23 protein-coding genes and 1 tRNA gene are annotated in these 22,205 nt (G+C 53.6%); 7 read left to right on the top strand and 17 right to left on the bottom strand.

Annotated elements, in window-relative coordinates; genetic code table 11:
• Nucleotides 1-53 precede the first annotated feature (53 nt).
• Nucleotides 54-272, bottom strand: a complete 219-nt coding sequence (locus JYE50_RS03270) for a DUF896 domain-containing protein (protein ID WP_084094405.1) — start codon at nt 270-272, stop codon at nt 54-56.
• Nucleotides 273-335: 63 nt separating this feature from the next.
• Here JYE50_RS03270 and JYE50_RS03265 point away from each other — a divergent pair, with 63 nt between their 5' ends.
• Nucleotides 336-791 (top strand): GNAT family N-acetyltransferase, encoded by a 456-nt coding sequence (locus tag JYE50_RS03265; RefSeq protein ID WP_084094403.1) that lies wholly within the window; start codon nt 336-338, stop codon nt 789-791.
• Here the strand turns inward: JYE50_RS03265 and JYE50_RS03260 are convergent.
• Nucleotides 779-1,525, bottom strand: a complete 747-nt coding sequence (locus tag JYE50_RS03260) for a hypothetical protein (RefSeq protein ID WP_084094401.1) — start codon at nt 1,523-1,525, stop codon at nt 779-781. The two genes, JYE50_RS03265 and JYE50_RS03260, sit on opposite strands and share 13 nt — an antisense overlap.
• Nucleotides 1,518-2,612 (bottom strand): bifunctional glycosyltransferase family 2/GtrA family protein, encoded by a 1,095-nt coding sequence (locus tag JYE50_RS03255; RefSeq protein WP_179138180.1) that lies wholly within the window; start codon nt 2,610-2,612, stop codon nt 1,518-1,520. Before JYE50_RS03255 ends, JYE50_RS03260 begins: the two co-directional genes overlap by 8 nt.
• A 218-nt stretch (nt 2,613-2,830) precedes the next feature.
• On the opposite strand from JYE50_RS03255, the gene JYE50_RS03250 reads away from it, so the two are divergent.
• The 4 genes from JYE50_RS03250 to JYE50_RS03235 all read left to right on the top strand — a co-directional run bounded on the left by JYE50_RS03250 (nt 2,831) and on the right by JYE50_RS03235 (nt 5,111).
• Nucleotides 2,831-3,577, top strand: coding sequence for a hypothetical protein (locus JYE50_RS03250; protein ID WP_084094396.1), 747 nt, complete (start codon nt 2,831-2,833; stop codon nt 3,575-3,577).
• A gap of 2 nt (nt 3,578-3,579) precedes the next feature.
• The gene (locus JYE50_RS03245; RefSeq protein ID WP_084094394.1) at nt 3,580-4,209 is read left to right on the top strand and encodes a DUF1643 domain-containing protein; all 630 of its coding nucleotides are present in this window, start codon (nt 3,580-3,582) and stop codon (nt 4,207-4,209) included.
• A 3-nt stretch (nt 4,210-4,212) separates the two neighbouring features.
• A complete protein-coding gene (locus JYE50_RS03240) occupies nt 4,213-4,947 on the top strand; it encodes an acyl-[acyl-carrier-protein] thioesterase (RefSeq protein ID WP_084094392.1) in 735 nt (244 codons plus the stop codon).
• Nucleotides 4,948-5,034: 87 nt separating this feature from the next.
• A tRNA-Arg gene (locus tag JYE50_RS03235) sits at nt 5,035-5,111 on the top strand.
• A gap of 44 nt (nt 5,112-5,155) precedes the next feature.
• On the opposite strand, the gene JYE50_RS03230 is transcribed toward JYE50_RS03235, so the two are convergent.
• The 9 genes from JYE50_RS03230 to JYE50_RS03190 form a co-directional block, all read right to left on the bottom strand.
• Nucleotides 5,156-7,147 carry a right-handed parallel beta-helix repeat-containing protein gene (locus JYE50_RS03230; protein WP_084094389.1) on the bottom strand — a complete coding sequence of 664 codons (1,992 nt, stop codon included), beginning with the start codon at nt 7,145-7,147 and terminating at the stop codon, nt 5,156-5,158.
• 11 nt (nt 7,148-7,158) lie between these two features.
• Nucleotides 7,159-8,289: a family 8 glycosyl hydrolase gene (locus JYE50_RS03225; protein ID WP_084094387.1), complete on the bottom strand. Its 1,131-nt coding sequence runs from the start codon at nt 8,287-8,289 to the stop codon at nt 7,159-7,161.
• A gap of 89 nt (nt 8,290-8,378) precedes the next feature.
• Complete coding sequence (locus tag JYE50_RS03220; RefSeq protein ID WP_084094385.1) at nt 8,379-8,987, bottom strand: LURP-one-related/scramblase family protein; 609 nt, start codon at nt 8,985-8,987, stop codon at nt 8,379-8,381.
• A 114-nt stretch (nt 8,988-9,101) separates the two neighbouring features.
• On the bottom strand, nt 9,102-9,605 hold the full coding sequence (locus tag JYE50_RS03215) for a hypothetical protein (protein WP_143763479.1): 504 nt from the start codon (nt 9,603-9,605) through the stop codon (nt 9,102-9,104).
• A gap of 45 nt (nt 9,606-9,650) precedes the next feature.
• Complete coding sequence (locus JYE50_RS03210; RefSeq protein WP_084094382.1) at nt 9,651-9,923, bottom strand: GIY-YIG nuclease family protein; 273 nt, start codon at nt 9,921-9,923, stop codon at nt 9,651-9,653.
• Nucleotides 9,920-10,066: a hypothetical protein gene (locus JYE50_RS03205; RefSeq protein WP_179138179.1), complete on the bottom strand. Its 147-nt coding sequence runs from the start codon at nt 10,064-10,066 to the stop codon at nt 9,920-9,922. Before JYE50_RS03205 ends, JYE50_RS03210 begins: the two co-directional genes overlap by 4 nt.
• A 33-nt stretch (nt 10,067-10,099) precedes the next feature.
• Nucleotides 10,100-10,723 (bottom strand): SOS response-associated peptidase, encoded by a 624-nt coding sequence (locus JYE50_RS03200; RefSeq protein ID WP_084094380.1) that lies wholly within the window; start codon nt 10,721-10,723, stop codon nt 10,100-10,102.
• A 13-nt stretch (nt 10,724-10,736) separates the two neighbouring features.
• Nucleotides 10,737-11,405, bottom strand: a complete 669-nt coding sequence (locus JYE50_RS03195) for an AF_1327 family membrane protein (protein ID WP_084094379.1) — start codon at nt 11,403-11,405, stop codon at nt 10,737-10,739.
• A gap of 51 nt (nt 11,406-11,456) precedes the next feature.
• A complete protein-coding gene (locus JYE50_RS03190; RefSeq protein WP_179138178.1) occupies nt 11,457-12,881 on the bottom strand; it encodes a serine hydrolase in 1,425 nt (474 codons plus the stop codon).
• Between the two features lie 194 nt (nt 12,882-13,075).
• On the opposite strand from JYE50_RS03190, the gene JYE50_RS03185 reads away from it, so the two are divergent.
• Nucleotides 13,076-13,828 carry a histidine phosphatase family protein gene (locus JYE50_RS03185; RefSeq protein WP_084094376.1) on the top strand — a complete coding sequence of 251 codons (753 nt, stop codon included), beginning with the start codon at nt 13,076-13,078 and terminating at the stop codon, nt 13,826-13,828.
• Nucleotides 13,829-13,866: 38 nt separating this feature from the next.
• On the opposite strand, the gene rplT is transcribed toward JYE50_RS03185, so the two are convergent.
• The 4 genes from rplT to JYE50_RS03165 all read right to left on the bottom strand — a co-directional run bounded on the left by rplT (nt 13,867) and on the right by JYE50_RS03165 (nt 16,342).
• Nucleotides 13,867-14,214 (bottom strand): 50S ribosomal protein L20, encoded by a 348-nt coding sequence (rplT, locus tag JYE50_RS03180; protein WP_084094375.1) that lies wholly within the window; start codon nt 14,212-14,214, stop codon nt 13,867-13,869.
• 30 nt (nt 14,215-14,244) lie between these two features.
• Nucleotides 14,245-14,445: a 50S ribosomal protein L35 gene (gene rpmI, locus JYE50_RS03175; protein WP_084094373.1), complete on the bottom strand. Its 201-nt coding sequence runs from the start codon at nt 14,443-14,445 to the stop codon at nt 14,245-14,247.
• 24 nt (nt 14,446-14,469) lie between these two features.
• Nucleotides 14,470-15,051 (bottom strand): translation initiation factor IF-3, encoded by a 582-nt coding sequence (gene infC, locus JYE50_RS03170; protein ID WP_084094371.1) that lies wholly within the window; start codon nt 15,049-15,051, stop codon nt 14,470-14,472.
• Nucleotides 15,052-15,292: 241 nt separating this feature from the next.
• Nucleotides 15,293-16,342: a 6-phosphofructokinase gene (locus JYE50_RS03165; protein ID WP_084094369.1), complete on the bottom strand. Its 1,050-nt coding sequence runs from the start codon at nt 16,340-16,342 to the stop codon at nt 15,293-15,295.
• A 254-nt stretch (nt 16,343-16,596) separates the two neighbouring features.
• Between JYE50_RS03165 and JYE50_RS03160 the strand changes: the two genes are divergently transcribed.
• On the top strand, nt 16,597-17,739 hold the full coding sequence (locus JYE50_RS03160) for a peptidoglycan-binding domain-containing protein (protein WP_283399138.1): 1,143 nt from the start codon (nt 16,597-16,599) through the stop codon (nt 17,737-17,739).
• Nucleotides 17,740-17,801: 62 nt separating this feature from the next.
• On the opposite strand, the gene JYE50_RS03155 is transcribed toward JYE50_RS03160, so the two are convergent.
• Nucleotides 17,802-22,157 carry a procyclic acidic repetitive family protein gene (locus JYE50_RS03155; protein WP_179138177.1) on the bottom strand — a complete coding sequence of 1,452 codons (4,356 nt, stop codon included), beginning with the start codon at nt 22,155-22,157 and terminating at the stop codon, nt 17,802-17,804.
• Between the last annotated feature and the right edge of the window lie 48 nt (nt 22,158-22,205).

The following is a 22,205-nucleotide window of genomic DNA, read 5'->3' as shown; positions in this document are numbered from 1 at the left end:
TATATCCGAACGGGAAATCTTTGACAAGTTGACTTTCCTGCCTGCGGGCCGTATCATTGAACGGCCGGATTATCCTTTTGTTTCAGGGCGTGCCTTGTGCCGTCCTGTTCCTGGATCACAAGATTGTCAAGCATGGCTTTCATGTTTTCCCGGTATTCGGCAAGGTATTCATGCCGCAGCGCCGCCTGCTCCTCGGCTTCCTCAGCGGTCAGTCCGCCGGCCTTTTTCTTTCTGGCCAGCTCGTTGATCCGTTCTATCTTTTTCTTATCCATTGGTACCTCATCCTTCCTGTCCGTTATTCCGGTCAGTGATACAGATTCGTAAGGAGTTTTGATATGATTCAGGGTAAATGGTTCGCTCCCGGGGATGATCTCTCCGACCTTCTGCCTGTACGTGAAACGGTTTTCGGCCTCAGCGCGGATGCTCAGGATGCGGAAAGCTGGAATGTTCTTGTCCTTTCGGATTCGGTTCCCGTAGCCACCGGCCGCATCTGGTGGCAGGACGGTTCCTTCTGGCTGGGCGGCATCGGCGTCCTGGAGGAATACCGCCGCAGGCATCTCGGAGACCTGGTTCTCCGGCTTCTGCTCTATAAAGCACAGAGCCATTCCGCCCGGGAAGTCCGCCTGGTCTGTCCCGGAAACCTGACAGGTTTCTTTTCCCGTCTCGGTTTACAGGAGCAGCCGGGATCGAGTCCCGATTCAGTTGAGATGATGATCCCCGGTGACCGGATTGATCTGGATACCTGCAGCCGCTGTCCGAAGCAGAACTGCCCGAATCGTCAGCCCTGCTGAACAGTACGCTGTTTCAGTTTCCTCACGTCTCCACCCACAATCAGTGTCAGGATCAGTGCCAGCAGCGCGCTTCCGGTCTTCACCGCGAAATCCGCAATGCCGCTTCCGGCAGTAAGTGTTCCGGTCGCAGTCAGCAGGTTCACCGCGATACAAAGGCTGACCGCTGCCAGGTCAGCTGCCGTCCTGAGCGGCATCCTGCAGATCTTTGACCTCCTGACAATCCAGATGATGAGACACAGCATCATCGTCACACAGGAAGTAATGTGAAACAGGATCTGCGGCTCCAGCCTGAAATCTTCTGTTACCAGCCGGATGGCGGACCACAGGCACACAGCAATCATCAGCAGGTCCCCGTTGTCCGGAAATTCCTCTTTCCTCAGGATCAGCCACAGGCACAGCAGAATAAACAGGCATATGGCCGCGGCGGTCTCAATCCGCATCGGCCGGTAGCATCCGTCTTCCGTCAGCCACCGCACCAGCGGGAGCGGATCCGTCACCGCTGCTCCCTTTCCCGTGGAAATATCCTGGAACGCTTTCAGGAAGGCAAGAGCCGGAAGCAGTCCAAAACCAACCCCGTTCATTACCTGACCCGCAAAAATCGGCTGGCCGGTTCTTTTTTTTCTGTTCAGAAGCCACCAGGTCATAAAAAGGAGCAGCACAATCACCGACAGGGTTCCGTATACCCCTGTCACCGTTACCGTCACGCCGGAAAACTCAAAGAGTTTTTCACTCATGCGTCACGTCCTCCTTAAATACCCATCGTTCCTGAACACGATAGCTGACGAAATACAGGACCAGATCCGTAATCAGTTTCGCCACGGTACTGCTCATGCCGATCAGTCCCAGGAGCCACGTGCCGGCCGCGCTGAGGAACATGATGCCCGCACATACAACGACATAGCGCAGGAAAGACTTCCTTGCGTCTCCCCTTCCGTTGAAAACAATGTTCCGGTTGATAAGGTAATTCATCGTGGCGCTGATCACGCGCGCGATGACCGTGCTGAGCAGGATAATGGAGGCACTTTTCTTTTCCGCGTTGGCAAAAATAACAACATTCAGCAGGTTGAAGAGGCCCTGGTCAACGGCCCAGCAGCTCAGGCTGGAAGCCATAAACTTGATAAAGCTTCCGAGAATCACCTTGTAAATACGCCAGCTGTCGCGGATTGGATGGAAGTGTGTCCCTTCATTATTGTTTTCATAGATTGTCTCTATTTCGACAGGGATCATCGGGATTCTGGCCCGGGAACAGGCAATGAGCACTTTCATTTCATACTCATACCGTTCTCCCTCCACTTCCAGCATAAACGGGAGCTCCTCCCTGCGGAACGCCCGCAGGCCGGTCTGCGTATCCGGCAGATACTGTCCGTATAGTAATTGAAAGATTCTGGAGGTGATTTTATTCCCGCTCCTGCTTTTGGGCGGAATACTTTCCAGGTTAAAATCCCGGCTTCCGAGATAAAGGGCACGCCTGCCCTGTTCCAGTTCATCGGCAAGGCGAAGGCAGTCCGTAACGGTGTGCTGCCCGTCTGCATCCGCTGTGATGACACCGGTAATGTCCGGCAGGTTGTCCATGATATACCGGTACCCGGTCTTCAGGGCAACACCTTTGCCTTTGTTCACCTCATGGCGAAGGACCACCGTATCTTCCACCGCGTCAACGGAATCAAAGATGGGACGGTACGCTTCTCCCGATCCGTCATCCACCACCACAATATGGGCAAATCCGCCTTCCTTCAGTTTCCGGATATAGGCCGGAAGTTTCTCATCCGGTTCCAGCGAAGGGATCAGGATCACTGCCTGTTCCGCCGCGCGTTTTTCCATCTGCCTGTTCATCCTTTCACAACCGCCGGTCTGTACAGCATGTGCGGTATGTCCTGAAATCGTTGCGACCGGTTTCCCTTTTCGCGTTCACAACTGATTTATTATACCCCAGTTCCGTTAAAAGCACAATATATACCGCGTATCCACGCATTGACATACTATAACTATGTAACTATAATGAATTACCGGATACAAAACATGTTCGGAGGTGTCAGTTTATGGGCATCATTCCTTCCAGAAACCTGGATGATCAGCGTCGTGAGAAAGACGGGATCGTCTATTTCGACCGCGGAACGCTGACGGGGAAAAACGGCCGCCGGTATGACCGCTTTGCCATCCAGACCCATTTTGTCGAAGTGGGGGAAGACCAGGCTGAACTGGTCCGCCGTTACGTCCTGCCCCTGGCGCAGGACGGGGATGTTCTTTCCTTCGGCGCCAAGGTCATGGCTATGTGTACCAAAAACGTCAAAACCAAAGAAGAAGTCCATCCGGGCTTCTGGGCCAGGAAGCTTGCGCCTTTTGCCGGCATCAACGAAACGGGCGTCGGCATGCATGAGCCCTACAAGCTTCAGCTGGTCATTGATATGTGCGGCCTGCCCCGGGTGCTCTTTGCCGCGGTGGTCAGCGCCATTACCCGTCCCTTCGGCGTTCACGGCCTTTTCTACAAGATCTGCGGAAAAGGCGTTGCCGGCATAGACGGCTTCTATTTCCGTTCCAGTTTTGACCGGTATAAAGAGCTTGCCCTCATCAATCCTCCGAATCCGGTGGAACTCTGCAACAAGCTTGAAAAGGATACCGGCATTCCCGTTGTACTGATGGATGCCAACGATATCGACCAGAATCAGCTCGGTAAGTGTGATGATTTCCCGCTGACCGATGAGGAGATCCAGGACGCCATGGCGGACAATCCCTCCGGCCAGGGTGATGAACTCACTCCCCTGATCCTGATCCGTCCCCTTTCCTGATTATGCGCCACATACCCTCATCTGATACAGTTCATGCCGGAGTCCTTTCTTTTGAGGAAGCGCTCATCCCTTCCGCTGCGGACTTTGACCGTCGCCGTTGGATCTATGTGCCGGATCACTATAGTGAATACCGGTATATTCTGGGCACCAGGGGCACTCATCCCCTGGTCTGTATAGGCATCAATCCTTCCACCGCCATTCCGGACCGGCTTGACAACACCCTGAAATCAGCCGAGCGCATCGCGCTGCATAACGGATATGATTCCTTTGTGATGTTCAATGTTTATGCCCAGCGCGCTACAGATCCGGATGATATGGAAAAGGAACTCAATCCTGTACTCCACCGGGAAAACATGAAGGCTTTTGACTGGCTTCTCTCTCAGTTTCCGGCCCCGCCGGACCTGTGGGCAGCATGGGGATCCATCATCGAAAAGCGGCCCTACCTTCCCGGTTGTGTTCTGGATATGGCCGCTGTGGGCAGCCGCCACGGATCCCGTTGGTTCACGGCCGGTCCCCGAAGCAAGGCGGGCCACCCGCATCATCCCCTTTACCTGAAAAAAGACTCCCCCCTTGATCCTTTCACAGACTTGACAGACTATCTTCACTCCCTGGAAAAGGGAACCCGGAGGTAAACCATGTATAACACCTATGATGAAACTTTTACCCTGCGGCCCAGGGACTGCGACCTGAATGAAAAATGGCGTCCCAGTGCCATTCTGGAAACCATGCAGGATGCCGCCGGCGCCCACAGCATTCTGCTCGGCTGCGGCCGGGATGAACTGATCAGGAAAAATATGGTCTGGGTGATCGCCCGGTGCGAGCTGCACATGGATCGTTATCCCTCTGTCGGTGAGCAGATTACAGTCCATACCTTCCCGACCCCGACCCGGATCTGCTTCTTCCCCAGGTACTATATCTTTACGGATGCCCATGGCGAAATGATCGGCAAGGCCGGTACCCTCTGGCTCCTGCTGGATGTGGCTACCCGCCGTATGCTGCCGCCCGGGGATGTCGGAAAGCTGATCCCGGACAACAAGGATCTTTCTGTTCCCATGAACCTGCCCGCCACAGTCGGCAATCTCCAGGGAGAAGAATTTGTCAGCGAATACCGTCCGGTCTATACCGACCTGGACGTCAACGGCCACGTTAACAACACCCGCTACGCGGACTGGCTCTGCAACACGCTGGGGGTTGACATCATGACGGAATACGAACCGGAGCATATCATCCTGAACTACAATCACGAAGTGCTTCCCGGTCACGTTGTGACCCTGCACCGCATCCTGAAGGACAGCGAATACCGTCTCTGCGGCAAGATCGGAGACACCACCGCCTTTGAGATCGGCGGAACCCTTCGCAAACGCGTGTAAGATCCTTTGTGCCCCGTTTTTACTGGATTATCCTGAAAACCAAGCCTTGACAATCTGTCCCGAAAAGGATAAAATATCCCGCGTTGAGTGCCCGTAGCTCAGTTGGATAGAGTGTCAGACTCCGACTCTGAAGGTCACAGGTTCGAATCCTGCCGGGCATACCAAAAGCCCCCGCATCAGCGGGGGCTTTTCTCATGGTTTTATTGTCTCAGTACAGGATCTTTTCCGCGTCTTCAGCACTGGCAAAAGGTCCGGGAATGGTTTCGGTTCCGCGGTGATTGCCGAAGTAGTCACGGTCAAACACGATATCCGTTCCGTCCGGGTTTTCGAACCGCTGTTCGGGTTCGAAGGCCTTTCCCAGTGTCTCTGTGCAGATGATTCCGTCTTTAAAGTTCTTCAGCTTCGCGTACACATTGGTCTTCAGGCTGTACTTCCCGTCCTTTTCCTCCAGGGCGATCGTCACCTTGGACCGTTTGTCCAACAGCTTATGCTTTTCATGCTTGCATACAGTCGCCCCGTTGAAGTAGGCGTTGCCCTCAACCCATACCGGCAGATGACCGAAATGGACTTTGGCCAGGGCGCCCATATCGGGTTTCGCGCCGGGAACAAAAGGAGCGAACCACTCTTCGTAGGTCGGGAAGATATCAAAGGGCGCCGTGCCCACAGTCTGGTATTCAGCGTCCGTGGGCTTCCTTTCCTTGTCCTGGATCGGATAGGCCTGGATGAACAGGTTGTTGTAGATCCGGTCATCTCCGTGCAGAATGGTCATAAAGCCTGCCACCTCCGTCCGGTGGCGGATGTGATAGGGCGTATACCGGGGCTCCCGCTGTCCGTTCACCACGCTGTCCACGCCGCTGTTGATCAGGCTGAAGCCGCCCAGGATCAGGTTATGCACACAGGCAATGCCTTCCGAGGGGATCGTGATGCTGACCGGGCTCATCAGCACGTTATTGTCGATCAGCGTGGGGCCGTGGCCGACCTCCACAAAGATATCGGTGGAGAACATCGCTCCGCGGGCCTGTTCTCGTCCTTCCGGCCGGCAGTTGTCATGCATCAGGTTCTGGCTGACGCGGGCACCCTGTGCCTCCCAGTCAAGCCATACGCCCATAATACAGTTGTGGATATGGTTGCGCCGGATCGTCACGTCGATCGCAGCATGCAGTTTGATGCCGGCGGTTTCCGCGCCGCCAAGCTGCTGGCTGTTGCAGATGTGATGAATATGGCAGTCCTCGATCGTTGAGAACACGCCGCCCATACGGCCGACAATACCGGTCTGTTCGCAGTGATGCACGTTGCAGCGCCGGATGATATGGCCGCCCACCTTTTCCTTCAGCCAGCCGTGATACTGTCCGCGGCAGACCGCGTCCCGCTCCATCTGGGTGGGGCTCTTTACCTTCTTGTGGAAGAAATACATATCATTTTCCGGATCCAGGTACTTGCCCAGGGAGATACCGCAGCAGCGGCTGTTGCTGACTTCACAGTCCTCAATGATCCATCCCCGGGACCAGTGCGGTCCGATCATGCCGTCCTGGTATGCAGCCGGCGGCGCCCATGTTGTGGCTGCCTTGGTGATCAGGAAGCCGCTTACGGTAATGTATCCGATGCCGGTCTTGTCAGGCATGAAGCAGTTCCGGCGGACGCTGATCTCCACTTTCTGCTTGTTGGGATCCTTTCCGTGGAAGTTGGCGTACAGTACGGTTTCCTCTCCGTCCTGCTCCGTATACCACAGGTATTTCGCCTCGTCCTGCGTCCAGGCGTGGGGATCCGGTTTGCCGGCTTCGCATTCCTCCAGGGAGGAGCACTCGTACATCGCTGCGTCATTCAGGTAGACCGATCCGGTATGACGGATCACAGGAGAAAAATACCAGTCTCCGCATACGACTTCCTTATAGGGATTGTAGGTCCCGAATATGCCGTTGTTCACCCGTGCGGTCCAGGTTGTTCCCTTGACCTTTTTCCATCCCGTCAGCAGTTCAGCACCGGTAATGACTGCTCCGAGGGGCTTTTCACTTCTGTAAGTGATCCGTTTCTCCTCGGTACCGGCGTTCACGGGATTGACGTACTCACGGTAGATACCCGGAGCCACGATGACTTCATCGCCGGGCACCGCGATTCTGGCCGCGTCATTGATGCGCCTGAAGGGCATTTCTTTGGATCCGTTGCCTTCCCGGGGGGCATTTGCACTTACGTAATAGATCATGGGGAACCTCCTCAAAGATAGATTTTATAGTTGCCTGTCAGCATCAGCAGACAGAAGAAATACAGACAGTTGTCATAGTACCGGCGGACGCCTTTCCGCATCGGCAGCTCAGCGAACTCCTTCAGGAAACGAAGCCGGTTTTCAGAACGGCTGGCGATGGAGGCTGCGCCAAGTACAGCGCGGATCGCTGTCGGATGCATGGCCGGTTCGCTCTGCGCTTTGCCGTCCAGTTCGTAGGCGCGAAGGTCGTTCATGTCCTGCGTGCCGAAAAAGTCCTGTATATGCGTTTCGATTTCCGCCAGGGTCTCATTCTCCCCGAACCAGACGCAGTCCAGCGCGATATTTTCAGCCACACGGTAGGCATCGGAATAATATACCCAAGGTTTCCGGAACAGCAGCACGGTCTTTCCGTCATAATCGGCGTATTCCGGGCTTAATCCGGTAACAGGATCCGCAGAGAGTGCAATATACTTCCTGCTCTGCTCCGCCGCGTATTTCCAGAACTCCCTGTCTTCCTCATCGGCCTTCAGGGAAAACAGCTCGTAGAAATGAGGCAGGTGATAGCTGGGATCTGAAATCTTCATTCCGGGAACAAAGCGGATATAGCCGTTTTCCGGTTCCCACATAGGCTGTCCGCCCTCAGTCATCTCATGCTGATGAACAGCATGGCGGAGGATCTCCCGGGCCCGTGCGGTATAGTTGAAGCTGCCTTCACCGTCTCCCCACCGGGCGGCGGCCATGAACAGCGCCATGGCGTAATACTCTTCCCCGTCCGGTGCCGGTCCGTCAGAATTCGGAGAACCGTCAATATGGACTGACCAGCGGAAATAGCCGGCGTTGGGACCATCCTTCAGCAGCATATAACGCTCCGAAAAGGTCCACAGCTTATCAAAGATATCTTTCCGGTCCATCTGCACGCACATCATCATGCCGTAGCTCATGCCCTCTGTCCGTGCGTCAATATTGCCGGTATCAACCATACACCAGGCATCCTCATCCGTATGATGGCAGAAGTTTTCCTCCGGATCAAAAAAAATCGTCTCAAAAGCCTGACTGACTTTTTCCGCCGCTTCCCTGTCACTGATCCCGGCTTCAGCCAGGTAATTCGGATATATTCCGGTCACAAAGGCACCTGTTTTCATCGCAGTTCCTCCGGTTGTACGTACTTTTATAATCATAAATCTAAGGAATCATCGATGTCAAGATTTTTCCTGCAGGCGGCCGGACGCCTTTAATTTCCGGAAGAATAGCTGCCTGATGAAGAAGCGGCAGCGGCGGCCGCCCGGTCTTTGATCATATGCTGAAGCGTAACGAGAATCGCGATGGTGATATCCTGGAACTCAGGCTGATACAGGTCAATGCAGTATTTGTCGTGCATGGACAGCATCTTCTGGCCGATCACGGCGATCACCCTGTCCTGCCCGTCATAGAGTTCAAAGTTCAGTCCCGCGATATTTCCCCGCAGCTGCCAGTCCAGTCCTTCGATGTTCGTAATATCCTTCACCAGGTGAAACAGTTCATTGGACATCTCAAACTTTTTGCCATCCGCCATGGTGACATTGTGACGCTCATGAAGGGTCATCAGTTTCCGTTCAATATGGGCAACATGCCTGCCTTCCGCATCCCTGATATCCGTCTTGTCATGAATGGACGGGAATTTGGTGTCCGCCTGGTATACAATACTGCCCTGTTCATCTGTAATATCGATATGGTGGTGCAGGGTGAACACCTTTGTTGTGGTGAAGAGGGAAAGCGCAGGCTCCCCAAACATCTGAACATTATTCACGTTTGCCTCTTCGCCTGCTTCACGGAAACGATGATACCTGGAAAATACGCCCATGGTCAGGTTCCTCCTTTATTCTTCCCGCGTTCTGTCCGGCATGGATCAGGCCCGCGGGATGCGTTTCTGCATTCAGAAAGGGGGCTGGCTCCTGTCAGCCCCCTCGCTTCCCGTTTATATCATTTTCAGTGCCGGAAAGGACAGGACCATCATCATGAATCCCGGACTGTCCTCCTGTTCAAAAAAACGGGTCTGGAAAGCCGGTTCCACCTGCAGTCCTGTCGGCGGAATCCAGTCGGTTTCCGTAATTCTCTCCGTAATCGCTGATACCGGCATCCCGTTCCTTCCGAACATGTACATCCCGTTCCGTTCCTCAACGGTCATGGACCAGCCGCCTGTATCCGTACGGGCGGAAAACTCATAAAGTCCCGGCTGCCAGAAGATGATCCGGTACAGTTCCTCTCCCGTCAGGTTATCCTTGATTCTCCTGCTGACGCCCGGCACTATATCCGTATCGATCTTGAACTGGCTGTACCAGGCGATATCCTCACCGGTCACGCGTACTGTGGAGGAAGTGCTGATCTGGCAGGTCGTTTCCCCGATTTTCTCGCTGCCCAGGTAATAGGAATAGCCCCACATCCCTGTAGCAGAAAGGCGGTAGGAAATAATATCCGTCATTTCCTGCCGCCCCCTTTCATGCCGCATTCCCGGCGTTTTCCTTCTTTATTCCCTGTCCGGCACGGTTTTCCCTTCCGCCGCGCCGGAAATCAGTTTGAGCTTTTGTTCACGGTTCATGTGCTTGATGTGCCATTCCCGGCTCAGCGCCTCGTGCCGGTCCTCATAGGTTTCATACCATACCAGCTTTACCGGCAGCCTGGACCTGGTATATTTGGCTCCCCGGCCCAGACTGTGCTGTTCCACGCGGGCTTCCAGGTCCGTTGTCCACCCGCAGTAGAGGCTGCCATCCCCGCATCTCAGCAGATATACATAGTTCATTCCTGTATTTCCGTTTTTCCTTCCCCTGCCTGTTGTTTCCGTTCCGCCTTAAGCCGGTTCTGCCTGGCCTTGTTCAGGGCGTGCATCGCTTCAAAGGGACCGAATATGGCGGACAGGATAATCAGGATCCAGTACCATGGCATGGGTATCACACTCCGCTGTCTGATGTTTTATCCTTATACTGCCTGTTCCCAGAGCATTTGGGTCAGGCACTTCCGCACAATGGATTCCGGTTCTGTTTCCGGATTGATCCACTGTCCTACATCCTCCTCCGGAAGCATCAGGGGCATCCGGTCATGCATCCAGGCCAGCGAATCGTCCGCCTGCCTGGTCAGGATAACAAAAGCAGGGATTCCCGCTTCCATCCTGTATAGTCCGGCCAGCCAGACATGGTCTTTTCCGGCGGGATGGATCCTGTATTTCTGTCCCGGTTTTTTCTTCGCGTCATGCTCCCATTCGTAATAGCCGGAAGCAGGGATCACACACCGGTGTTTCTGCCAAGCTTCCCGGAAGGTCGGCTTTTCGGCGGCTGTTTCAGACCGGGCATTGATCAGCAGCGTCCCGGATCGTCCGGCCGCGGAAGGCTGGCTGAATCCCCACTTCATCGGGAACACCTTCCGCTCGCCGGTTTTGCTGCTTGCAATAACCGGAACCACAGATGAGGGGACAATCTCCCCGCCCTGTGTAATCGGCGGCTGGTTCGCCGCGCTGAAAAGCTCAGCCAGTTTGGTCCGGTTGATTTCCCGGATCATTTCCAGGATAGCCGGATCCACCGGTTCGATAACATAACGTCCGCACATCGTTTACTCCGGTTCAGATGATTCCCAGGGGAATCAGGATAATCAGCAGCAGGGCAACAAGTCCCCACAGGACCGCCAGGAACCTCGTACGTTTCCGCGGCTCCAGGTCCGGAACATAGTTGCTTGCGATAAAGAAAGGAATATAGGTCGTGATGAATACCGGGATCACGCCCCACCATTTGTAAACCCAGATGAAGGAATGGTTGCTTGTCCCTGCCAGGAAGGATTCCACCAGCGCAAACAGCAGCGCCATCTCCAGTGCCCCGGCCAGCTTGCAGGAAATACCCCCTTTGCCGTTGCGTGCAAAGTATCTCTTTGTCCGGTCCTGCGGCAGCATCTTGAAGGAAATCATTCCCGCGATGGAAAACATCATCGAAAGCTCCCAGCATACACCGATCAGGAGAATGAAGGTTGTGGATTCGTTGCTTACAGACCACAGCGGATAGCCGGCCAGTTTGCCGATCACCGCGTTGCAGATTTCATACAGCCAGTGCACACCGTAAAGAGCCAGGCCGGCACACACAACTTCTGTATTTTTCTTTTGGATCTCGGTCCAGTAGACATAAAAAACAACAGACAGGATAAAAATGAAAGTCCAGTTGAAATTCTCTGTGCTCCGTACCCGGATGGCATTGACAAGGTCCATGGCTTCCTGCGAGCCGTCTCCCCAGAATCTGAACATATGCTTTCACTCCTTTATACTTAATTGACTGCTGTCAATGGAGTCCCGGCTTCAGTTTCCTGTTGTTTTCCCGATGCAGAGGGTTTCCAGCTTTTCCATGTTCGTCAGGATGCTCACAGCCGGCTGCACCACGTTGTCGATCAGCTTCCAGTCATATCCGTTCATGATCAGCGCCATGGTAATTCCCGTTTCCCGCTGATAATAGATATTCGATGACAATCCGCTGTACCGGCCCTGGTGTCCGTACCAGGTGCCCCGGTCAAATCCAGTCAGCCGGACCGTGCTCAGGCCGTACCGGCTTTCCGCCGTCAGCGGCTGGTCGGCCTCCATCAGCCTGACCGTTTCTTCTTTCAGGATCCGGACCCCGTTCAGTGTTCCGCCGTTGAGCATCATCTGCGCCAGCTTTGTCAGGGACTCCGCGTTGATATACAGTTTCCCCACGGTATATCCGTTGTTCCCCTTCGGATCAGCCTTGTTGTTATACGTCCGGTTCCTGTCCTTCTGTACGGATATCTGCACCTTTCCGTTTGTTTTCAGGAGATCCTTTGTCTTCGTTCCTGACGGCAGGAATTTCGGGGAATAGGCTGCGGTCAGTCCAAGGGGCTTAAACACTTTCTGGTTCAGGTAGTTCTGTACGCTTTTGCCGGAGATGGCTTCAATCAGGCATCCGAACAGCGCCCCGTTATAATCCGCGTACATATAAACGGTTCCCGGTTCGACGGATTCATCAAAGATCGGGTCATATCCTTTTTTCCCGATCCTTCCCCAGTCCGGATGGTAGTTTGACGCATCCGCTGACAGGGACGATGTATGGGTCAGGAGCATCCTGGCTGTAATGGGCGTATCCGGAAAAGCCGGATTCCGTACTTTGAAGCCGAGATAGGAACTGATATCCTTGTCCAGGTCAAGCTTTCCCTGGTCAAACAGCGTCATCAGGCCGATCGCCGTCACCCATTTGGTAATGGAGGCGATCCTGAAGCAGGTATCTTCGTCAACGCCTCCGAAAGACCATGTGAGGAATGTTTTTCCCTCTTTGGAGAGCACAAGCGTGCCGCATGCAGCGCCGCTGTTTCTTTGAACGGACTGCAGGAAGCTGTTCACCTCATCCGGAAGGATGACAAGACCGGTCGCCGGATCCGCTGCAGTCGGTAAATCCGATCCGGACGAGGGCGTCTCCGCCGTGTCATCATCCGCTTTGGCATAGAGCTTCCCAAGGGTTTTCGGTCCCGCAACGCCGTCAGCCTTCAGCCCGTTTTTCCGCTGATAAGCTTTGACAGCGTTCCGCGTTCCCTTTCCGAAAACACCGTCAATTTTCCCATTGTAAAAGCCCAGGTCCTTCAGGGCCGTCTGCAGTGTTTTCACAGCAGCCCCCCGTGAACCTTTCTTGAGCGTCTGAACTTTTTCCGCCTGTACAATCTGCATGCAGGAAACCAGCAGCACCAGCACGAGCAGGAATGCCGTCAGTCTTTTCAGCACGGAAGTCCCCTCCATTTTGAACGGGTCGGCACATCTTGTTTTTCAATATCTTATTTATTATATGCTACAATCCGTAAACCCGTCAACCAATGAAAAACACTGCTTTATCTCTGCTGTTTGTCTTGCGTGCGCCTTCCGGAACAGATACAATAGGATTCACCTGGAAATGATTCACCGGAAGGTCGTGTTTTGATTTGCGTATTCTTCTTATCCGTCATGCGGAACCTGATTACACCGTGGATTCCCTCACACCGAAGGGGCGTGTGGAAGCTGAACTCCTGAGCAGGCGCCTCATACATTATGATATCCGCGATTTTTACGTTTCCCCCCTGGGCCGTGCGCGGGACACCGCTGCCTATACCCTTGAAAAACTGAATCGCCATGCTGAAACCCTTTCCTGGCTCCGTGAATTCACGGGCTCCTATCCGGATCCGGAAACAGGTGTCCGCCGGATCGTGGCATGGGACGTGAAGCCCCGGATCTGGACTGCCTTTCCCGGCGTGACTGATATTAGCACCTGGTGTGACGCGCCTGCCTTTTCCGGCGGCGATGTCCGGGAAATCTGGAAACAGACTACGGACGGGGTTGATGAACTGCTGGGACGATACGGCTATGTCAAGGACGGCCCTGTCTGGCGCTGTGAACAGAACGAAGATTTTACCCTGGCCCTGTTCTGCCACTTCGGGATTTCCATGGCAGTCCTGGCCTATCTCACGGATGTCTCTCCCATGGTACTCTGGCACCACACGCTTTGCCTGCCGTCTTCCGTAACAGAGATTGTGACGGAGGAAAGGATCCGCGGAGAAGTTTCCTTCCGGATGACCAAGCTTGGGGATCTGACCCACCTGGAAGCCGCGGGCGAAAAAAGAAGCACCGCCGGATTGTTTCCGGAGTGCTTCACAGGGATTGACTCAACGGATCCCGCTGTGAACGGAACCCTGAAATGATATGAAAAAAGCGCCGTGAAGGCGCTTTTTTACTGCAATTATTGCTTGGCGATCTCAACGAGCTTGGCAAAGCCGGCGGCATCGTTCACAGCCAGGTCAGCCAGCATCTTGCGGTTGACTTCGATGTTCTGCTTCTTCAGGCCGTTGATGAACGTGGAATAGCTCATGCCGTTCAGGCGGGCGGCAGCGTTGATACGGGTGATCCACAGACGGCGGAAATCGCGCTTGCGGAGTTTACGTCCGATGAACGCGTAACGCAGGCTGCGGGCAACCTGTTCTTTCGCGGCGCGGTACTGTTTGGATTTAGCTCCCCAGTAGCCTTTCGCCAGCTTCATAACCTTGCGGCGACTCTTATGGGCGTTAACGGCCCTCTTAATGCGTGCCATGTTTGTTTTCCTCCTTGCCGGTGAATTGGCTTATTTGTAAGGCAGTAACTTGTGAATGGTCCGGGCTTCAGCAGCGTTGTCAACAACACCGGCGTTCCGCAGGTGACGGGTACGCTTGGTGGTCTTCAGACGCACCTGATGGTTGGCGTTCATCTGCTTATGCCTTACGATACCGGATTTGGTAAAGGAAAAGCGTTTGGCAGCTCCGCGATGGGACTTTTGTTTGGGCATTGGTTTTGTCCTCCTTCCAACGGTTTACTCCTTCGTCTCTTTCGAGACGGCATTCTCCCTCTTTGCCTTTCTTTCGGCAAAGGAAGCCTTAACGGCTTTGGGAGCAAGGATCATGATCATGTTACGGCCATCCAGCAGCGGGCGGCGTTCCACCATGCTGGCATCCTTACACCGTTCAGCAAAATCCTGCATGACCTTAAGGCCGATTTCGCTGTGGGTGATCTGGCGGCCGCGGAAACGAATGGATACCTTAACCTTGTCGCCGTTCTCCAGAAAGCGGATCGCCATCTTCGCCTTGGTGTTCACATCGTTTTCTTCGATGGTGGCGGACAGCTGCACTTCCTTGATATCGACAACGCGCTGATTCTTCCGGTTTTCCCGCTCCCGCTTTGCCTGTTCATAGCGGTACTTGTCATAATCCAGCAGTTTGCACACAGGCGGAACCGCTGAAGGCTGGATCTTGGCCAGATCAAGTCCCCGTTCCTCCGCAAGCTGCAGTGCCTGCTGCGTACTCATGACTCCGAGCTGTTCACCGTTTTCGTCGATCAGGCGAACCTCTCTGTCGCGGATTTCCTCATTGATCATCAGTTCGGTTGCGATGTCCATGCACCTCCTACAAAAATGAGCGGCGGGCTGTTGACCCGTCGCTCATGAATCATCTTATCCTGATCGGAAAAGCGCCATAACCCGGCAGCGTGAGCCGCGCAAGGTGAGAGACGGGCAAGCCTCTGCTTTAGAACATAGGGATATTACCACAACGGTATGACACCTGTCAAGCTATTCTTTTCTTTCTTTTTTTCTTTTTATATATGTTCCGGTTATCCCGTCACAATACGGCTGTACAGGATTACAGCGAATTGACCAGGTCAAACAGCGGCCGGTTGAAATACCGTTCCTTTTTAAGTGCCTTTTCGATCGGCATATAGAACACTTTGCCCTTCTGCATGCCGATGACCTGGTTGCTGATACCGTCGCGCAGCAGGCGCACCGCCAGGTTGCCTGCCTCGAAAGCAAACGCGCTGTCGCGTGCTGTGGGTTCAGCGCCGCGCTGAACATAGCCGATCACATTGGCCCTGGCCTCCACCATGCCGCACATGCGTTTCATCACGGAAGCAAACCGTACCGCAGACATAGGTTCTTCCGGATAGCAGGGCTTTCCGCGGGATGTCAGGAAGTTGTACAGGTCAAAAGGTGCCATGGATTCCCAGCAGCCTTCCGCCACAACGATCGTTGCCCGGTAATTCCCCTGGTTCAGCTGGCGCTGCAGCTGCATGGCCACACCTTCCACCGTCCAGGGCACTTCAGGAACCACCACAATCTCACTGCCTGTGGAAACAGCTGCCGTCAGGGCAATATCTCCGCAGTGGCGTCCCATCACCTCCACAACGGCAGGCCGGTCATGGCTGCGGGAGGTTGCCCGGATCTTACGGATCGCTTCCACGCAGACGTTGACAGCCGTGTCATAGCCCAGGGACATTTCCGTATAGGGCAGGTCATTGTCTATGGTGCCGGGTATGCCGATACAGGGTACTCCCAGGTCGCACAGGGCCTGTGCTCCCCGGAAGCTTCCGTCTCCGCCGATCACAACAAGGCCGTCGATCTGCATGCTTTTCAGCGTTTTTACAGCTTTTTCCTGGTATTTCTTTTCCTTGAATTCCAGGCATCGCGCCGTACGAAGATAAGTACCTGGATCATCCGCGATATCGAGTACCAGTTCCAGCGTAAGCTCCTGCATGTCATCCTTCAGGTTTGCGCTTTTCCGGAGCAGACCGTTATATCCGCGCTTGATGCCGATCAGCGGAATGCCGTACATCGCGGCGCTTCGTGCAACAGACATCACCGCCGCGTTCATTCCAGGGCTGTCACCGCCGCTGGTTAATACGCCGATCTTTCTCATGGTTCGTCTGTTCTCCTTTCCCTTCTTTCTTCATCAATATAGCACATTTTGCGAAAAGAAAAAAGTTTCCGGGGAATGTATGTTATTTCCGTTTCGTTAATTTATCGTAACACTTTCTTTACATTTTGAAACATGTCTGCTAAAATTAGCATGCCTGTTTCAGATGCATAACGTATCGGAAGGAGATTGTCATGAGAAAGCATCGTTTTTCTGCCCGGGCTCTGATTCGGCTGTGTCTTGCCGGATGCCTTATCATGCTGTTTTTATCCCCCGCTCTGGCCTATGAAGCTTCCACCCTCTATAACGGCTGCTCAGGCGAGGAAGTGCGTCAGCTGCAGCAGGCGCTGATTGACCTTGGATTCCTGGACGGAAAAGCAGACGGTGTCTTCGGAAATAAAACCGAGAACGCGGTCCGTGCCTTCCAGAAGAAAAACAAACTGACAGCCGACGGCCTGGCCGGTGAAAAAACGCGTGAGCTGGCTCTCAACAGCGCGGCCAAACTCAAAAACCCTTCTGCCACCCCGGTGCCGCAGACCGTTTATGCCGATCCGCCGACCACCCCGACCATCGGAACGGCAGCGACACGGATACCCGCTTCAAAAGCCAATGCCGGCTTACTCTTCGGCGGCAATTATGATACCATCCGTTACGGAGACAAGGGAGAACGCGTAAAGATCCTCCAGAATGCTCTCATTGACACCGGTTTCCTGAAAGGCAAAGCAGACGGTGATTTCGGCGATCTGACCCTGAATGCTGTCGTTGCCTTCCAGCAGTATCAGAAGCTGACCGCTGACGGCCTCGCAGGCAAAAAAACACTGGAAGCGCTGGAAAAAGCCGTCAAAAACGGTACAAAAGTCAGCACAACACCAGTTCCCGCTGCAACTCCGGCTCCCACCGCAACGCCGAAGCCGGCTGACACGCCCTCCGATATCAACGCGAGGATGTCCATTCCCTCCCTTTCCTCTGTGCAGCTGATGCACTGGTTCAACGATGTGAAACCCTCCATCTCAAACGGACAGTATCTCCTGATCTGCGATCCGTCAACGGGCCTGAACTGGACACTGCGGGTCATGTCCCGAGGCCGTCACTGCGACTGCGAACCACTGACCTCGCAGGACACGCGTACCATGGTCACCGCTTTCGGCGGGATAAATACCTGGAATCAGAAGGCGGTTTATGTGAAACTGCCTGACGGACGTTGGACGATTGGTTCCACCCATGATATGCCCCATGATTCGGGCGGAATCAAGAATAATGATTTCAACGGCCATCTGTGTGTCCATTTCCTCCGGGATATGTCAGAAGCGCAGAAAAACGATCCCAAATACGGTGTGGCAAACCAGCAGACCATCCGGAGCTTCTGGAAGCAGCTGACCGGCCAGGATATTACAAAATAAACAGAAATGAAAAATACCGGCGGTTCCATAAAGAACCGCCGGCTTTGTTTTTGTTTTGGAGATCAGGCTTCTTCAGGAAGGATGGCCTTCAGGATATCAAACGCCTGGGGATTGTCGATACTGCTGCTGATCACGCCGAGGTCCAGCGCTTCCTGTTTATCATCCGTGATTTCCAGTACGCTGTCATCGTTCAGGTTGAATTCGCCGATTACCTTCACGGAGTCGGAGAAGTCAGCTTTAACGATTTCCGCGGTCAGTTCGTCACCGAATGCCATGTTCCAGTTTTCGTCCGCTGTCCGCTTGCTTCCGTCCTTTGCCGTCAGGGTCAGGATACTGTCTTTCACGCTGTAAGATCCGGTTTCGGTATAGCCGTCTTTGAATTCCGCCTTGTAAGCGTATCCGGTCAGGAACCAGATGGTATATGCTTCCTCTTCACCGTAAAGGATAGCCAGCACACGGCCTTCGCTGTCGCTGCCGGTATCGGTATCCTTATCCGTATCATCATCCTTGTCCGTATCGGTATCCTTGCCGCTGTCCTTATCATCCTTTTCAGGTTCCGGTTCTGTCTTCTGCTGCGGCACTGGAGCGGGATCCTTCTTCTGCTCTTCTTCCGGCCCGTTTTCCGGTTCCTTTACCGGATCTTTGCCGGGTTCGGGAGCGGGTTCTTCTCCCTTTGCTGGTTCAGGTTCGGGTTCGGGATCCGGTTCAGGTTCGGGATCCGGTTCAGGTTCGGGATCCGGTTCAGGTTCGGGATCCGGTTCGGAATCAGCCAGTTTCTCCAGGTCGAAGGACAGGTAAACACCGCCTGCCCACGGAACTACAAAGGTGAAGTTTCCGTTCTCCTGTTTTGTGACTTCCGCTTTGATCCGGTTATCACCCTTGCCGTTATAGATCACAACTTCGTAGCCTTTGCGGTATTCCTCCTTCAGGTCAACAGAAAGGGTCAGTTCCTTGCTCTCTTTGGCCACATTCAGCGTGTGTGTGCCCTGTGTGTTTCCGCCGGCTGCTTCCGTTCCTGTTCCTTCCGGTCCCGCTGTGCCGACTGTCTTTTCGCTCGTTCCGGCAACGTTCAGCGTTCCGTATTTCTCGTTGTCTTCCTTCTTGATGATGTAATTGATGCTTTCTTCAACTGCTCTAACCGATTCGCCGTATTGATCCACTGTGATCTGGTTGTCTTCGTTCGGTCTGACTGCCCAGGTTGTGATCAGGAAATTCACCGCCGCTTCCACATTGGCCACAAAGATCGGAATCCCGCCGGAAATGGTCTCTTCCACTACAATATCCACTGCCGGATCGGTGTTTTCCGCTTCACTGGCACACTCTCCTCCGGCGTTACCGGTGGGCTGAGGCGCTAAATTATACTCCACCTTTTCACCAAGCTTGATGCCGCCTTCAGTGGCCGTCAGGTCACCGCCGACGATGATCTGGGCTGTTCCGGTGCCTTTGCCGCTGAAGTCCACATCAATACCGTTTTTCCCGCTCAGGCTGCCGCCGACTGCCACCACTGCTGTACCGTTGTTCTCCCAGCCGGACCCCTGTCCTGAGATCGTTATGCCTGTGCCGTTGTCTGCTGTCACGTCGCCGGCGATCTCCACATCCAGTTCGCCGCTGTAGTTGACAATCTTGAGTCCGTTTTCTCCAGCGATCAGGTCTCCGCCGATATTCATTCTGGAGATGCCACCCTCAACGCCGACGTTTTGCACCATCGCAGCGTATTCTTCGCCCGCAGTAACGCTTCCGCCGATATCCATCGTGACCGTACCGTCACTGTTTTGGATCCCGACACCAAAGGCTGACGCCGTCACATCGCCGCCGATACCGACCGTGGCTGTTCCTGTCTCGGTATTGACCCTCGCGCCGTTTGCGGATGCCTTCAGGTCTCCGGTGATTTCAACCGTGGTTGTGTTGTCCAGGTTATTGATGTCCAGTCCGTCCCTGGCAGTCACGTTTCCGTCGATGACCAGGTCGGTGATGCCGGATGTCGTGTCATCCTGGCTGTCCAGCCAATAATACGGAACATCCATTATGACGGCAGTTCCGTCAACCGCGGACAATCCGCCGTTAACGGTGATGTCCAACTCACCGCCCTTGTTCTGAACCGTAACGCCGTCTCCGTTGAAGACATGTTCGGAATTGTCATACCAGTTGTCTTCTTCATCGTCATCTACTTCATCGTCATCTTCATCGTAGTCTTCAGGAGCAGCCTCCCAGCCGCCCTGATGCTGATAGCCGAATACTTCAAGTCCCTTGTCAATAGTGATCGTTGTTTTACCGGCTTTTGCTTCCGCATGCACACCGTTTATCGTAAGGTCTTCACGTGGATTATCCTCTTTTTCATGAGATACAGAAACACCGTTTTCGGCCTTGATTGTGAAATCTCCGCCCTCATTACGGGTTTTGATTCCGTACACCCCTGCATTGACCGTTCCCTTAACAGTCACATCCGCATAGTTATCAGGTTTTTCGTACACTCCGATGCGGGATCCGTCAGGGTTTTCGATATAATCACCGTATTCATCTTCCAGATATCGGAAATTTTCACTTGAAGAAACATCGATTCCCGTTTCGCCGCTCTGAACATCCCCGTTTATGGTTGCGTTGATGCCCTTTTCCTTGTCATCGCCAGTAAGTGAAATATCAACGCCGCTGTAATCCCTTGCCCAGACATTTTCTGCATTGACGATTATATTACCGTTCTGCACATCCGCGTACAATCCGCCCATATTTCCTTGTACATCGCCGACATTGACATCTAATGTTCCGTTTGCATCATGGATGTCAGAGTCGGCATTATCTACTGAAAGGTTTACGCCGATATCCGTTCCGAAAACATCTCCTGCCTGAATGGTGGTTTTGCTCCCCGCTTCCCAGGCGGCTGCGTACAGTCCGTCACTGCCCCAGCCATCAATATTCTGGACAGTCACATTGACGGTTGATCCTTCACCCTCGGATTCAGCTAAAACACCCTTTCCTTTCTGGCTGTAAACATCCTTAGCTTTCACTGTCGATGTGGAATAATCATCAGTTTTCAGGAAAACCCCATAGTCGGACCAGGATTCAATATCACCTTCAACGGTAACATTCAGTATGCCGGAATTGTTCTGCAGGTAGGCGCCTCTGTATCCGCCGTATACATCCCCTTCAACTGTGATGTCTGTTTGGCTGTGATCAAGCGGTTCATCCGGCCATCTTACTATACCGTTCGTAACGAGCATACCCTGGGAATTGTTTTTGTCTTCAGCGTAAAGGTCCCCTTCAATGGTGACTTTTGCTGTAGAATCATATGTGTTTTGCAGCGACAGTCCATCCCCTCCGTTTGTACCGGCGGAAACGCTGCCCTTAACAAGTACCTCAGAATGGGAATTATCATCAACAGTTATCCCTATTCCCTGACCGGCGCTCTGTATAGCACCGGTTTCGACCGTGGCATAGCTTTCGTCATATTCATCATATGATCGGCTTGTAATAGATAAGCCGCTGTATCCGGCCTGAAGCTCTCCTGCTTTCGCGTTGACTGTGGAACCATATTCAGCAAGTATATCCAGAGCAACACCATTATTTCCGGCGGTAATATCTCCGTTTACAACTGAAGTTGTTTTACCGCCGTATTTCTGTGCCACACCCAGCCCACTGTCGCTGCTCTGGATTCCGCCGTCTACTGTAAAGGAGGTTTCACCATACCATGTCTCAAGGTTGGCACCCGATCCATTCGTTGAGATATCTTCTGTGCTGATTTTTACAGTAGATCCTGATTTGTCTTCGTTATAGCTTTTCAGAGCAATTCCGTTGCCGCCATCTCTATAGGTTGTGATTTTTCCCGCATCAATTTCGACATTGCAGGCATCATCCACATACAGATCAACAGCCGTTCCGGCTTCAGACCAGATATCCCCTGTTTCAAGATCAAGTGTTGACTGATCCTTCACGCTGATCTTTGCACCGCCGCCGGCCGTATTGGTGATATTGCCGGTATCCAGGTCCAGGGTGGACTTGTCATCCATCTTGACGGTAAGTCCGTGAGATTCACATGTGATTTCCTGTTCGCCCCATCCCCATTCCACCGGATAGGGATATGCCGGATTGTCATAACCAACTGTTACGGTCACCGGGCCGGCATTCGATGTCAGGTCACCTGTCTCCATGGTAACTTTACCGCCGCCTAATTGATCGGGAAATTCCAGCAGCAGAGCCGCGTATTCCGTTCTGCCGTCCTCCAGTTCGATCGGATCCGGCAGGACAAGGTCCCCCAGTGCGTTATCGCCTGTGTAGGTGCTGTCTTCCACATTGCCTGTATATGTGAAAGCCGTGCCATTCGTCTGCTCAGCAAATACACCGGTCGGCAGCATCAGGCCGAAAATGCAAATGCTGAGCATCAGGCCGGTCCATCTTCTGATGGTGTGTTTGGTTGTCTGCTTCATGTCAAAATGTCCTCACTTTCATTGCTCGTTTCCGAAAACGTTTTCGGG

The sequence above is a fragment of the Aristaeella lactis genome (assembly GCF_018118585.1).
Lineage (GTDB): Bacteria > Bacillota > Clostridia > Christensenellales > Aristaeellaceae > Aristaeella > Aristaeella lactis.
Note: the sequence above shows the minus strand (reverse complement) of the source record. Positions and strands in the feature narration are given on the sequence as shown.